The 14,073-nt window shown below is 46.9% G+C and carries 14 protein-coding genes and 1 pseudogene; 8 read left to right on the plus strand and 7 right to left on the minus strand.

The window, feature by feature from the left end; translation table 11 throughout:
* Positions 1–428: 428 nt before the first annotated feature.
* Together NG833_RS11420 and trpS are read right to left on the minus strand one after the other, a co-directional pair.
* A complete protein-coding gene (locus NG833_RS11420) occupies positions 429–1,412 on the minus strand; it encodes a methylenetetrahydrofolate reductase (RefSeq protein ID WP_254565414.1) in 984 nt (327 codons plus the stop codon).
* Between the two features lie 151 nt (positions 1,413–1,563).
* Positions 1,564–2,574 carry a tryptophan--tRNA ligase gene (gene trpS / locus NG833_RS11425; RefSeq protein ID WP_254565415.1) on the minus strand — a complete coding sequence of 337 codons (1,011 nt, stop codon included), beginning with the start codon at positions 2,572–2,574 and terminating at the stop codon, positions 1,564–1,566.
* Positions 2,575–3,012: 438 nt separating this feature from the next.
* On the opposite strand from trpS, the gene NG833_RS11430 reads away from it, so the two are divergent.
* Positions 3,013–3,564 (plus strand): DUF6141 family protein, encoded by a 552-nt coding sequence (locus tag NG833_RS11430; RefSeq protein ID WP_254565416.1) that lies wholly within the window; start codon positions 3,013–3,015, stop codon positions 3,562–3,564.
* A gap of 57 nt (positions 3,565–3,621) precedes the next feature.
* On the opposite strand, the gene NG833_RS11435 is transcribed toward NG833_RS11430, so the two are convergent.
* Entirely contained in the window at positions 3,622–4,011 is a 390-nt protein-coding gene (locus NG833_RS11435; RefSeq protein WP_256555918.1) for a type II toxin-antitoxin system VapC family toxin, read from the minus strand.
* Positions 4,008–4,250, minus strand: coding sequence for a type II toxin-antitoxin system Phd/YefM family antitoxin (locus tag NG833_RS11440; protein ID WP_254565418.1), 243 nt, complete (start codon positions 4,248–4,250; stop codon positions 4,008–4,010). Before NG833_RS11440 ends, NG833_RS11435 begins: the two co-directional genes overlap by 4 nt.
* A gap of 345 nt (positions 4,251–4,595) precedes the next feature.
* Between NG833_RS11440 and NG833_RS11445 the strand changes: the two genes are divergently transcribed.
* Complete coding sequence (locus NG833_RS11445; protein WP_254565419.1) at positions 4,596–5,456, plus strand: DUF429 domain-containing protein; 861 nt, start codon at positions 4,596–4,598, stop codon at positions 5,454–5,456.
* 53 nt (positions 5,457–5,509) lie between these two features.
* Here the strand turns inward: NG833_RS11445 and glgP are convergent, their stop codons facing one another.
* Positions 5,510–8,116, minus strand: a complete 2,607-nt coding sequence (gene glgP, locus NG833_RS11450) for an alpha-glucan family phosphorylase (protein WP_254565420.1) — start codon at positions 8,114–8,116, stop codon at positions 5,510–5,512.
* Between the two features lie 308 nt (positions 8,117–8,424).
* Between glgP and NG833_RS11455 the strand changes: the two genes are divergently transcribed.
* Both NG833_RS11455 and NG833_RS30830 read left to right on the plus strand, forming a co-directional pair.
* Positions 8,425–8,673 (plus strand): hypothetical protein, encoded by a 249-nt coding sequence (locus NG833_RS11455; protein WP_254565421.1) that lies wholly within the window; start codon positions 8,425–8,427, stop codon positions 8,671–8,673.
* A gap of 145 nt (positions 8,674–8,818) precedes the next feature.
* Positions 8,819–9,592 carry an SH3 domain-containing protein gene (locus NG833_RS30830; RefSeq protein WP_254565422.1) on the plus strand — a complete coding sequence of 258 codons (774 nt, stop codon included), beginning with the start codon at positions 8,819–8,821 and terminating at the stop codon, positions 9,590–9,592.
* A 31-nt stretch (positions 9,593–9,623) separates the two neighbouring features.
* Here the strand turns inward: NG833_RS30830 and NG833_RS11465 are convergent, their stop codons facing one another.
* Entirely contained in the window at positions 9,624–10,013 is a 390-nt protein-coding gene (locus tag NG833_RS11465) for a GFA family protein (RefSeq protein WP_254565423.1), read from the minus strand.
* A gap of 124 nt (positions 10,014–10,137) precedes the next feature.
* Positions 10,138–10,911, minus strand: a complete 774-nt coding sequence (gene gloB, locus NG833_RS11470; protein WP_254565424.1) for a hydroxyacylglutathione hydrolase — start codon at positions 10,909–10,911, stop codon at positions 10,138–10,140.
* 200 nt (positions 10,912–11,111) lie between these two features.
* On the opposite strand from gloB, the gene NG833_RS11475 reads away from it, so the two are divergent.
* The 4 genes and pseudogenes from NG833_RS11475 to NG833_RS11490 form a co-directional block, all read left to right on the plus strand.
* Positions 11,112–11,318 (plus strand): hypothetical protein, encoded by a 207-nt coding sequence (locus NG833_RS11475; RefSeq protein ID WP_254565425.1) that lies wholly within the window; start codon positions 11,112–11,114, stop codon positions 11,316–11,318.
* A gap of 106 nt (positions 11,319–11,424) precedes the next feature.
* Entirely contained in the window at positions 11,425–12,423 is a 999-nt protein-coding gene (galE, locus tag NG833_RS11480; protein ID WP_254565426.1) for a UDP-glucose 4-epimerase GalE, read from the plus strand.
* A gap of 92 nt (positions 12,424–12,515) precedes the next feature.
* Positions 12,516–13,694 carry a glycosyltransferase family 4 protein gene (locus NG833_RS11485; RefSeq protein WP_254565427.1) on the plus strand — a complete coding sequence of 393 codons (1,179 nt, stop codon included), beginning with the start codon at positions 12,516–12,518 and terminating at the stop codon, positions 13,692–13,694.
* Positions 13,695–13,815: 121 nt separating this feature from the next.
* Positions 13,816–14,073 (plus strand): annotated as a pseudogene (locus NG833_RS11490) (hypothetical protein); the annotation flags it as partial.

Genomic DNA, 14,073 nt, shown 5'->3' on the forward strand with positions numbered 1-14,073 from the left:
ATCCCGATGGTTAAGCACCTAACAAGACTGTATGACGCCGCGCAGGCGGGCTTTGTCCTGTGAGCCTCCAGGCTTTCCTAGCGGAACGCTCATAGAACAGCCTGCGGGTTTTTTGGGGATTTTATTTTTTGGAGTTCCCTGATTAGCCAGCTTCGGAATGATTGCTAAACCCTGATGGCAAGACGCCTATTTGACTTGATAACGTAGATGCAACCTTTTTTAAGAGCTTCTTTGTGGTGAAGTTCTTGAGGTTAACTTATTAATACATATCTTTTCCCAACTCGGAAGATGGACTGCACCCCCAGGGGGTTTAACCCCCCAATTGAAGCGGTGGGGAATGCGATCGCGATGAATCCTCAAAAATAAAAAGCCTCGGGCAGGGTCTGCCCAGAGGCGTCTGTATCAGGGTGCATCTATAGTTGAGGTGTTCAGGGTGTGGGAGTGGAGATCCGGATAACCCCAGGGCGATCGCCCAGAGTTTGGGAATCCATTGACAGGGGTTCAGAGGAGAGGGGTGGAATGCCAGCTAAATCCAGGATTTCCGGAATTAAATCTTCCCGTTTCACCGCCATCAGATGCACCCCTTGACAGAGGGACCTTGCCATTTGCACCTGTTCAGCGGCGATCGCCACCCCTTCGCGTAAAGGGTCCTTTGCCTTTGCCAAGCGATCGATAATATGTTGGGGAATATGCACTCCAGGCACACAGCGATTAATAAATTCCGCATTTTTAGCCGATTTCAGCAGAAAAATCCCGACTAAAATCGGTTTATCGCACCCTTTGGCAATTTCATTCATAAACTTGTCCAGCTTGTCAAAATCGCAGACAAGCTGACTTTGGAAAAACTCGGCACCGGCTTCTAATTTCTTGGCAAAGCGACGCTGTAACCCTGACCAACTGGTTGATTCCGGGTCCACCGCAGCACCAGCAAACAAGTCGGTGGTGCTATCAGTTAGGGGTTTATCATTGATATCAAAGCCTTGATTCAATTTGGCGATCGCCTTAAGCAAACGCACCGATTCCATATCAAAAACCGACTTCGCCTTGGGATGATCTCCGGCTTTTACCGGGTCCCCCGTCAGGGCCAAAACATTCTGAATTCCCAAAGCATTCGCACCCAGGAGGTCCGCCTGCAACCCAATCGAGTTGCGATCGCGACAAGCAATTTGATAAATCGGCTCAATTCCCTGCTGCAACAAAATCGTTGATGCCGCTAACGATGACATCCGCAAAACAGCCCGAGATCCATCGGTAACATTCACCGCATGAACTCTATTTTTTAAACCATTTGCCATTGTAATCATGTGGGTTGCATTACCCCCTTTCGGCGGCATAACCTCAGCGGTCATCAAAAATTCACCGTCTCTAACAGCTTGACGGAAGCGAGATAAAGAGTTCTGCGGTTGTTTCATAGGAAGAGAGAAATGGGGGAGTTTGTAGTAACGACTTCAGTCGTTATCTTCTGTTCGTAGTAACGACTTCAGTCGTTATCTTCTGTTCGTAGTAACGACTTCAGTCGTTCTCTTTTGTTCGATTTAAGGGTCCCGACTTCATCCCGAATCCTTACAACGGTAGAGAATATCCAAAGGCAGTTTTGACCCGGTTGAGGGTGGTATTAGCAATTGCTGCGGCTTTTTCTCTCCCCTGTCTTAACACCGATTCCAGATGAGTGCGATCGCCCATAATTTCCTTATATTGGTCCTGAATCGGTTTGAGCGCCTCAATCGTCGTTTCCGTGAGTAACGGTTTAAATTGACCCCAACCCATATCCTGACATTCTGCCGCCACCTCTTCCTTAGTTTTGCCGCTGAGTAGCTGATAAAGCGTCAGTAAGTTATGGCATTCCGGACGTTCTGGATCATCAAACACCAGTCCCCGCATTGGGTCCGTTTTGCATTTTTTGATTTTTTTGACGATCGCATCCGGTGGATCGAGCAAATTAATCCGACTCAGTTCCGATGGATCAGACTTGGACATTTTTTTTGTCCCATCGGTTAAACTCATCACCCGGGCCCCTTCCTTGCGAATCAAGGGTTCCGGCAATTTCAATACCGGCGCTTTTTCCTTGCCAAATTGGTGATTCACCCTTGCCGCAATGTCTCGGGTGAGTTCTAAATGCTGTTTTTGGTCCTCGCCGACGGGGACTTTATCCGCATCGTAGAGCAAAATATCCGCTGCCATCAGGACGGGGTAATCCAGTAACCCCACGTTGACATTTTCTCCCTGACGGATGGCTTTTTCCTTAAACTGGATCATATCTTCCAGCCAGTTGAGGGGGGTGATGCAGTTGAGCAGCCAGGTGAGTTCGGCGTGGGCCGAAACGTGGGACTGGATGAAAATGGTGGAATGCTGTAAATCGATGCCACAGGCGAGATAGAGGGCGGCGATCGTGTAGGTATCTTGGGCTAAAGTGGCGGGAGTATGGGGGGCGGTAATGGCATGGAGATCCACTACACAGAAATAATTTTCATACTGACTTTGAATTTCGACCCAGTTGCGGATCGCACCGAGATAGTTACCCAGATGGAGGTTGCCGGTGGGTTGGACTCCAGATAAAATGCGCTGCTTACCCATAGATTGCTCTTATAGTGCTACTGACAGAACGAGGAAAACCGGAGTGAATCCGTGTTCCTCTGTCTTATTGTTGACTTTTTTTGACATAAAGCTCAAATATCCTAGCAAATCTTGGGTCTCGGGTCATGCGATCGCCCCCTCGGGAATCTTTCCAAGGGACCACCCGGTTCGGGACCATTTGGGGCAATCTGCTTCTGGGGTCCTCATGAAGTGGCGATCGCCTATACAAAACTCAACATTTATGCCCTACTTAGTCCCTACTATTTTGGTTGTTTTTTCGGGCGAAATAGACTACTCTTTTGGGCATATTATGGATGAGGGAATGGGTCATGGGGGTAATCAAAAAAGTCCCGAGCTTAAGAGAGCAGGGAAACCCTTGCCATCACAAAGCGAATCAGATTCGCGAATCCTCTTTCAGAATCAGTATAGGAGGTAACTGTGGACAAACGAACAACGGCATCCATGCCAGATGAAATGAGCATTGACGAGGAAATTTATGCAACGCTCCTGTTTCGCGAGGTGCAGCAATTCCGTCAGGGTTGGATTTGGTTCGTCCTCGTATGCAGCTCTTTGGCAGCCCTAGGTGCGGCAATGATGCCATTTTTTTTAGAAGACTCTTGGGAAGAAAATACCATTTTAAATATTATTTTAATTGGGTTTGGGATTGTATTTGGGGTATTTTTTCCTATTTTGTTTTATAGTGCAAAATTAGTCACAGAAGTCAGAACCGATGGATTATATATAAGTTTTTACCCGTTGTTATTTAAGCGAATTCAAATTCCCTTTGACTCTGTGGTGAAATCGGAAGTGACAACCTATCACCCATTGCGGGATTATGGGGGATGGGGGGTGCGGTATGGTCCCAAGGGAAAATCCTTTAATGTCAGTGGCGATCGCGGCGTTTTATTAGAACTCAAAAATGGGGAGAAAATCTTAATCGGGTCTCATCAACCAGAACAACTGGCTAGTTTATTAAAATTAGCACGGTAAGGCTGTGCAGCACCCGTAATTACCGGGGGATTAAGTTCAGCAGCAATACCGGCTGAATCATGACCAGATTCGCTGAATGGGATAAGCGTCAAAAATAGCATCCGCACTGATAATGGGGATTTGCTCAACAATTCCTTGAGCAATTATGAGGCGATCGAACGGATCTCGATGATGTAGGGGGAGACTGGAAACAATCTCAATATGGGCTAGACTGATATCGAGCAAATCAATACCATTGGTTACGAGTTGCTGCTCTATAACATCTCTAAAAGGTCGAGCAAAATTGAGCTTGCCGATGCTTTGCTTAATCGCCACTTCCCAAACACTTGCTTTACTGAGCAACTTCTGGTTATTCTCATCGGCAATTCTATCCTGCAAGTCAGGACGTATTCTAGGATCACCCATTACAAACCAAATAAAGGTATGGGTATCAAGAAGCAATCTCATCCGATATATTCCTTAAACTCTTCGGTGAGCGGTTCATCAAAGTCATCAGCAACCCAGATTACATCTTTGGCGCTGCCAAATTGGGCACGGGGGCGTTTTTGTGGCGCTTGATCTGGCACGGGGACCAGTTTCACAACCGGGTGGCTGTCTTTGGTGATTACAACTTCTTCGCCATTGAGGGCGATTTCCAATAACTCGTGCAGTTTGGCTTTCGCTTCAGCAATATCGACTTGAGACATGATTTTTCCCTCCAATGTCTGATTCAGAGTTTATCATAAAACTGGCCCAGTCTGCTTCTTTCTCCTGCCACTTCTGGAGGCGAGAATTTTGATAACGACAGAAGCATCCGTTTGGTGAGGGGTTCAGTCCCCGGACTTAGGCAGACTTTTAAAATCTATCCTAAATGATGTAGAGGCGATTCGCGAATCGCCTCTACATCATTTAGGGGTTTAGATTAAATCTTGCATAAGTCCTGAGTCGGTCAGTTTATCCGGTGTTAAACCTTATAATGCAATTAACCTGATTTAACTTTTTTACTTTTTGGTATGATTTACGATTGCTGCAAAAAAACTAATTAAAAACAAATGAAATTTATTGGAATTGACCTCGGATGGAGTTCTGGTGCGAGTGGTTTGTGTTGTTTAGTTTGGGATAATTCTCAATTACAACTTACGGATTTAGACTGCAAATTGTCAACGGTGGATATTTTGGATTGGGTGGATCAAAGAGTTCCTGAACCGGAACCGGGACTGATTGCCGTGGATGCGCCGACGCTGATTCCGAATGCCACGGGAATGAGATTGCCGGATAAGCAGACTCATCGCTATTTTGGGCGCTATCATGCCGGATGTTATCCGGCAAATCTCAAAAGTCGGTTTGCCAGTCATACTGTAGGGTTTGGCAAGAGTTTAGAGGCGCGGGGATTTATGCACGCACCGATGATGATTCCCCAACAGTGCGATCGCTATCAAATTGAGGTGTTTCCTCATCCGGCGATGATTAACTTATTTGGATTATCTCGGATTCTCAAATACAAAAAAGGAAAATTAGCCGATCGCCGCTTAGAATTAATCAAACTCCGGCAATATATTGTCGAAGTTTTACCCAATTTAGAACCCAGCTTAAGTTTAAATTCAAGCGCTTGGATTTTGAGCGACCCCACCGATATTTTTATTACTAAATTAACCGAGAAAAGCTCTAAATTATTCAAAGCCATTGAAGACCAACTCGATGCCATCATTTGCGCTTACATTGGCGCTCATTGGTGGTATTGGGGATGCGATCGCAACCTAGTATTAGGAGTCAGTACCAATCCCCTAACCGAAGCTTATGCCAACGGCTATATCATCATTCCAAATAGCCCTTCTATTAATCAAATCACTGATGTAGGGGCAATCCATAAATCACCCCTACAAATCAGTCATTCAATCCGTGAAAATCAGTGAAATCAGTGGTTCAAATCTCCAAAAACACTGATTCACATCACTCAATTCAACCTCTAAGCATTAGCCCAAAGCACTTGCAGACCCGGTTGGAAAGGACTGCTCAAATAGGGATGTTTCGGTAACACCCGCAAAGACAATCCTTGTAAACCCGAGGAACTGTAGGCAATATTTGCCGTATAGATACTTTGCTGATTAGCATCAGTACCTTGATAATCCATAACCACAGAGACGCCATTGATAATATTTCCATCAGCATCCATTGGCCCTTTGTAGAGTTGAACTTCTACATCAGATTCGGTCAATCCTGCTAAGTCTACCAGCGCTTTGACGTTAATGCTTTGGTTGACTTTGACATCATCAGATTCAGAAATATCAATGTCCAGAATCTTGATGTCATACCAGCGTTCAAACAGGTGAGTTTTCCAAGCGGCCAATTCTTTCGCCGGTTGACAGCCATTCGCGCTCATGGCATAGTAGCGATCGCTCGCCGGGAAATAGGCCCGAGTTGCATATTCACTGACCATCCGCGCTGTATTAAACAGCGGACAATTCAAGCGAATGGCATCTTTCATTTTCGAGACCCACTTGCGGGGAACGCCCTCTTCATCGCGATTGTAGAACAAGGGAATGACTTCTTTTTCCATTAAGTCATACAAGGCATTCGCTTCCACTTCATCTTGATAGTTAGGGTCATCATAGAATTCCCCATGTCCGATCGGCCATCCGGTGCGAACGTAGTCTGCTTCATCCCACCATCCATCCAGGATACTGAGATTGAGTAATCCATTCATGGACGCTTTCATCCCACTGGTTCCCGATGCTTCCCGAGGACGACGGGGGGTATTTAACCACACATCACAACCCGACACCATCATCCGCGCTACGTTAATATCGTAATCGGGGATAAAGACCACATTTTTTTCGCATCCTTGTTCGCGAATGAAATGGGTAATATGACGGATCATTTCTTTGCCGGGGATGTCGTGGGGGTGAGCTTTTCCGGCAATAACAAACTGAACCATTGGCTTTTTGAGGGCGTTTTTCCCACCGGGAATCAGGTCGGTATTCAACCCGAGTAAGATCCGCTTGATGCGATCGAGGTCCCGGAGGAACAGTGTAGCTCGTTTGTAGGTAGCAAAGCGCCTTGCAAAGCCAATAGTGAGAACGCCAGGATCAAGCACTTCGCGCGCTGCATCAATTTCCGTGAAGGAAGCACCGCGTGCGCGTAAGTATTTTTGGAGACGTTCCCGGACGAACACGACGAGTTCCGCACGGCAGAGGTCCTGGTTGCGCCAGAGTTCATCATCGGGGATGGCATCGACCCGTTCCCACAAGGGATAGTGGGCGGGGGTGGTGGACCATTTGGGTCCGAGATAGCGATCGTAGAGTTCTTGGGTATATTTTGCCACGCAACTGCGGGCGTGTACACCATTGGTAATCGAGGTAATCGGCACTTCCGAGGGGGGGAGTTCCGGCCAAAGGTTATTAAATAGCACTTTGGAAACTTCGCCATGTAATTTGGCGACCCCATTAATAAAACTAGCCATCTCGATCGCCAGGGTCGCCATACTAAAAGGCGACTCCAAATCCCCGGTATTGTCCCGTCCCAAGGCTAGAAATTGTTCTCTTCCCAAGCCAAATTTATCGGCATAATGACCCAAATAGTGCATGACCTTATCATGGGGGAATAGGTCAAACCCGGCAGCAACTGGGGTATGAGTCGTGAAGACATTACTCGCCGCCACAACTTCTTTGGCTTCCTTGAACGTGAGACCCTGTTCTTGGATTAAGATGGAAATCCGTTCTAGGGCTAAAAAGGCCGAATGCCCTTCATTCATGTGATAGGCGGTGGGTTCGTAGCCGAGGGCCTTGAGCATTCGCACCCCGCCAATTCCCAACATCATCTCCTGGTGAATCCGCATATCGATATCTCCGCCATAGAGTTTGTCGGTGATATCGTGATCGTAGGGATTGTTCGGTTCGATGTTAGTATCAAGCATATACAAGGGGACCGTTCCCACTTGGACGCGCCAAACCCGCGCATATACTTTCCGCCCGGGATAGTCTACCTCAATGCGTAATTCATTCCCCTCGGCATCTCGTTCCAGGTGCAGGGGCATATTGTAGAAGTCGTTAATGGGATAACGCTCTTGCTGCCACCCATCAGCGTTCAGATATTGGCTAAAATATCCTTCTTGGTAGAGGAGTCCGACGCCAACGAGGGGTAAACCGCGATCGCTGGCAGATTTCAGGTGATCCCCGGCGAGTAACCCTAAGCCCCCTGAGTAAATCGGCAGACATTCCGTGAGGCCAAATTCTGCCGAGAAATACACAAAACATTCTTGATGTTTCTCTTTTTCCCGGTGTTTGCGATACCAGGTGCGCTCTTTGAGGTAGTCGTCCAGTTGCCGTGCTGCACGGTCAATCTGGGCGATAAAGCCTTCATCTTCCGCGACTTCTTCCAGGCGTTCCTGGGAAATGGTGCCCAGCATCAAGACGGGATTGTGACGGCTGGATTCCCACAGGTCCCGGTCTAAACGCCGGAATAGGTCTTTGGTCTCTACATTCCAGTCCCAGTGAAGATTGTAGGCCAAGGTGCGTAAGGGTTCGAGTCTGGGAGGCAGAGAGGGAGAAACGTTAAAGGTGCGAATTGGTTGCATAAGCTACGGACAATTTTTTGAAGATGGACTAGAAAACTTAACTCGGACAATGCTGACAATAATAACGTTGGTGTTCTTTAGTTTTCTATAGCCCATTTTGTCAGCACTGTGCCGAATATTTAATCTCTTTTAATACTTTTCTCAGTTTTTGAGGCAGTTTGCATCGTAGGCTCAGTTCTGGGTGATGCACAAGGTGGAGTCCGATTACAAGCCGATCGCTGGGCATGATCGGACCGGATCGGGAGAGGGAAAAATTATTTTTTTAGGGACTTATGAATCAAATCTTGACATCTGTGCCTTAACCCGGGTTGAGTGCCGATCGCGCTTTGGTGATTTTCTCATCCCTATCCCCAGGGTTGCCTCACCTCAATGGAATCAGGGCATCACAAAGCTACACAGATGAAGGGCGATCGCCGATTTTGACCCCAGGAAATCCCTACCCTTGCGCCATCTTAAACCCCTCCTGGACCCTAGCCACCGCCAAGATTGCACCGGCTTGCGATAGGCGCGTGCGATTTTCCGCTAAAATAGCGGGGAAATCCCCCAGACTGGCTTAACTCTACCCGGTGACAAGGCTCCTAATTCGGAGCATGACACGACAGGGGGTCACTGGGTTGCTCGTGAGCGAATACAGACCGCATGGCTAAAAAGGCTAGAAATAGAAGGCGTTACCCCATCAAAACACTCCGCTGGTCAATCTTAGTGGCGAGCGGGGTCGGATTAGCTTTGGGTATTCTGTTGGCAGCCCTACTCCGCGCTTATTTTAGAGCCAGTGAACCCCGGATGATCAATGTTGCGGCTTCGGGACCCGTTGTCACCCCAGATTCGGAAGGACGGCTCATTTTAGAAGATGAAGCCGTACCCGGTAGCGATTTCTATCAGTTTCGCGCCCAATTACGGGAAGCGGTACGAAACCGGAATGCCGAATTTGTCAACTCAATCATCCCCGAAACAGGTCTAGGCATTGGCTTTTCAGTTCCGCAAACTCGGGAGAATTTGAATTTAGATGACCCTCAAGCCCGATTGTGGTTGATGCTGGAAAAAGCAGTCGCCATTGGCTGTTCTCCCGTAGAAAATCCTCCGCCTGATAATAGTGATGCAGTTTCGGAAATGTGGGTTTGTCCAAATGTGGCTGACGCCTTTTCCCGACAGGTTCCGCCACCGAATTCCGCAGATGGAGTTTCCTGGATGATGGAACGCGTGGTGGTGGTGGGCGAGAATGTCAATGTCCGATCGCAACCCAGTTTAGACAGTGAAGCGATCGCCACCTTGTCCAATGAAGTGGTGCAAGTGGACCGCGATCGCCAACTCCCACAAACCTTCGACCCCATCGATAGTTGGACGGCGATTCGACTCGGGGACGATCGCGAGGGCTATGTTTACAATCGTTATGTGTATCCCCCCCTAGACTATCGCGCTTTATTTAGCAAAATTAACGGGGAATGGCAGTTACAGGCGATGCCGGGGGGAGATTAACGCCCCTCGATAAAGCTGGCGATCGCCAGCTTTATCGAATCGTTTGGATGTTGTCTTCCCAGTTTTGTCCATCAAAGGGAGTGACGGTAAATTTCGCCCCAACATCTCCATCCAAACATCGCACATTCACATCAAAGCTGTCCGGGTGCGATCGCGGTCTATAAAATGAATGAATCCCACATTGTTTACAAAACAAGTGTTTCGCTGCCTCCGTATTAAAGGTATAAGTTTGTAACATCTCTTCTCCCTGTAACAGGGTAAAGCGATCGGGGGGAACAATTAAATGTAAAAACCCCTTTTTCTGACAGATGGAACAGTTACAGTCAATCGCTTCATGGCGATCGACGCTGATGCGAAATCGCACCGCCCCACAATGACATCCGCCTTCGTAAGTTGTCCCAGATTCTGGATTTTTGGTCATATTCAATAAACAAGGAAAATAGCAGGCAAACAAAGTCTTTTCTATAGTATCCTCCCAGAGACGGAGGTATTTTATTCAACAGCGATCGCCTCGCAGGTTGGGAAACTCCGGGACCGGAAATGGGCTAAAACTGATCCTTGCGACCCCGGAGGCGCGCAAAGGTTTGTACCGGGTCCCCGCCATTGACTGCCCGTTGTAGTACCGGATCTTCCCAGCGCAAAAAGGGATTGGTGCGCTTTTCCACGCCCAAAATTGCAGGAATCGTCGCCTCATTGCGCGATCGCGCCGCCTTCACCTGGGCGAAACGGTCCTGTAAATCAGGGTTCTCTCCATCCACCGTTAAGGCAAACTGAAGATTGGACAGGGTATATTCATGGGCGCACCAAACTCTCGTCTGATCCGGCAATTCCCGAAGTTTACTCAGGGACGAGACCATTTGGGTGGGGGTCCCTTCAAACAAGCGTCCACAACCCCCGGCAAACAGGGTATCGCCACAGAACAAATCCCCCAGTTCCTCTCCCGATGCCGGGGGAAAATAATAGGCAATGTGGGCACGGGTATGTCCGGGGAGAAAGAACACGGTCCCAGTGCGTTGGGCAAATTCCACGCGATCGCCTTCCTCCAAAAACACCTGCTGTCCCGGAATTCTGCCCCGGTCCTCCTTACCTCCGTACACCGTCACCCCCTCAAAATGCTGCATCAATGCCGGATTACCCCCCACATGATCTCCGTGGTGGTGGGTATTGAAGATCGTCGTTAACTCAGCACCCAGGGCCTTCAATTGTCTCAGGACCGGACCCGCCTCAGCAGGATCCACCACCGCAGCCACATTTTGCGCGGGGTCGTGCAGTAAAAAGATATAATTGTCCGAAAGGGCATTGATCCGATAAACTTGCATTGAATCCTTCCTCCTGGAGTTGATATAAATGATGGATAACTGCTGTAAAATTGACGAGGCACTCAAAACTTGCTAAAACTTTATCAAGTCTTTATAATTTTAGGGTAACAAATTTACGGAAATCGGGAATTGAAATCGATAAAATAGAACCGTTAAGGCTTTGAGCCACCCGCTACCCCAATCGAATCACGCAAAAGCTAATGGGAAGACCGACTCCGATTAAACCGCTTTTTACGATTCATCAAATGATTGAGCGAATCCTAGAAATCAATGAAATCACCACTCAAGAACATCTGCAAATTGCCAATGTCTTGCTATCCGGTAAAAATATCACCGATGAAGACCGCAGGCAAATCAATCGAATTTTTGAATTAATCCAGAGCGATCGGATTAAAATTATAACATAATTCAGTTGGGAGTTGAGCCCCTCATCCGCATCAGTCTATGAGCGGGGGGAGATGAGGTAGACAACTATTTTTTTAATCAAGAAAAAAGACACAGGAATGGAAAAAGGTGAGCGAAAACAATAAAACGATTTTAGTTACAGGTGGGGCAGGCTATATTGGGTCTCATGCCGTATCAAGCCTAAAAAAAGCTGGGTATCAAGTTACTATTTTAGACAATTTAGTCTATGGACACCGGGACATCGTAGAAGATGTTTTACAAGTCGAATTGATAGAAGGAGATACCAACGATCGCGCCCTTTTAAATAACGTATTTGCCACCCATGATTTTTCAGCGGTGATGCACTTTTCGGCCTACGCTTATGTGGGCGAGTCCGTGACTGATCCGGCGAAATATTATCGAAACAATGTCACCGGGACGTTAACCTTATTAGAAGCGATGTTAGCCGCCTCGGTGAAAAACTTTGTCTTTTCTTCTACCTGTGCCACCTACGGGATTCCTGAGAAGATTCCCTTAACGGAAGACCATCCTCAGAATCCGATTAATCCTTATGGGATGACCAAACTCATGGTGGAAAAGATCCTGAGTGATTTTGATGCCGCTTATGGGTTAAAGTCCGTGATTTTCCGCTATTTTAATGCAGCGGGGGCCGACCCCGATGGGGCGATCGGGGAGGATCATGATCCGGAAACTCATCTAATTCCCTTGGTGTTACAAACGGCCTTGGGTCACCGCGAATTTATTTCAATTTACGGCACCGATTATCCCACCCCAGATGGTACCTGTATTCGGGACTATATCCATGTCAATGATTTAGCCTCCGCCCATATTTTGGGACTGGAATATTTGTTGAAAGGAGGAGAAACCGAAGTTTTCAATTTAGGCAATGGCAGTGGGTTTTCGGTCAAAGATGTGATTGAAACCGCCGAAAAAGTTGTAGGGAAAGAAGTGCCTAAGAAAATTGGCAGTCGCCGTCCTGGAGACCCTCCGGTTTTAGTCGGAAGCAGTGAAAAAGCCCGAACAATATTAGGGTGGAATCCGGAGTATCCCGACTTATATGATATCATCTCCCATGCCTGGCAGTGGCATCAACAGCGTCACAGTTAAACCGAGAAGCCCCAAAATTGGGGAATTAAAAATTACTGAAAATGCGATCGATAATTCCCCTAAACACTAACCCTTTCTAACCACAGCAAACGGTGACCCTCAAACCCAAAAGAAAGATCCTAAAAGTTTCTGTTCTGGCCCCCGATTTAGCCGGAGGCGGAACGACGCGAGTTTTTTTAGTGGCCAGAGTTTTTCAGAAATTAAATTACCAAGTCAAAATTTTGGGATGTCAATTTGGAGAACAAATTTATCCCGAACCCCCTGCTGATATTCCTGTTTATTCCATTCCGGGCTTGAATTATCCCCAAATGTTGGATTCATCCCATAAAATGTTAGATGAAATAGATGGAGATTTGGTCTGTGCTATCAAACCTCGACCTACAAGTTTCGGGATTGCCCTTCTCAATAAACTTATTAAACAAAAACCAGTCCTTTTAGACATTGATGATTGGGAGATGAGTTGGGAAGGAGGAGATGCTTGGAAGTATCGTCCCAGTTTTAGGCAATTAGGAAGAGATATCTTAAAAACAGAGGGTGAATTAAGAAAACCTAATCATCGATTTTATTTACAAAAAATGGAGAAATTAGTAAAGTTTGCTAATGCCATTACCGTAGATACAAAATTTCTGCAAAATCGCTTTGGCGGAACCTATCTTCCCAATGGGAAAGATACTTCATTGTTCGATCCGGCTCAATATAATGCCGAGGTCAGTAGAGCGCGTTATGGTCTTTCTGAATATCGAGTGTTGATGTTTCCCGGAACAGCAAGACCTCATAAAGGACTTGAGGATGTGTTGCAAGCACTTGATATCTTAAACCAACCCGATTTTAGGCTCGTCATTGTGGGGGGCAGAAAACCCGATAATTACGAGGATCAATTGATGGAACAGTGGGGACGGTGGATTATTAAACTACCGAGGTTTCCTCTAGATGCCATGCCAGAAGTGGTAGCTGCCGCTCATTTGATCGTCGTTCCCCAACGAGATACCCCCATTGCTGTAGCCCAGTGTCCTTTGAAACTATCTGATGGTATGGCAATGGCAAAACCGATTTTGTCTACGAAAGTCGGAGATATTCCTGAAATGTTAGGGGATACAGGTTATTTGGTCGATTCCCATTCTCCCGAAAAAATTGCCGAGCAAATCCAGTGGATATTTGAGCATTTGAATGAAGCGAATGAGCGAGGAATGAGAGCGAGAAAAAGATGTATAGAATACTACAGTCTTGAGGCTATGTCCGCCATCCTCTCTGAGGCGATCGCCGGATTATAGGACCCCTCACTTAACAGAGTCGGCTCAACGATTAGTAATAGGCGGGTTTACTGGGTAATTTTTTTGAGGATTCTCCCCGCGACTTTGACCGCTAACAACTAGCTTAATGTTATCCTTTATTATGAATAAACTCTTCAGGTTGAACGGATTAATTCAAGGTTTGGCAATTCCTAAAGGATGGTTGCGAGTCGTTCTGGTATTGCTTTTGATTTTGTCAGTATTTTTTCGCTTCGTTCATCTGGATGAAAAAGTGTATAGCGCTGATGAGGTCAGAAGTTTTTTAAGGATTTCTGGATACACCAGTGAAGAGTTTGTGGCGCAGGTTTATGATGGGAATGTAGTGACCGTTGCTTCTTTACAGGAGTATCAGCGTCCAACT

The sequence above is a fragment of the Oscillatoria sp. HE19RPO genome (assembly GCF_024220515.1).
Lineage (GTDB): Bacteria > Cyanobacteriota > Cyanobacteriia > Cyanobacteriales > Laspinemataceae > Laspinema.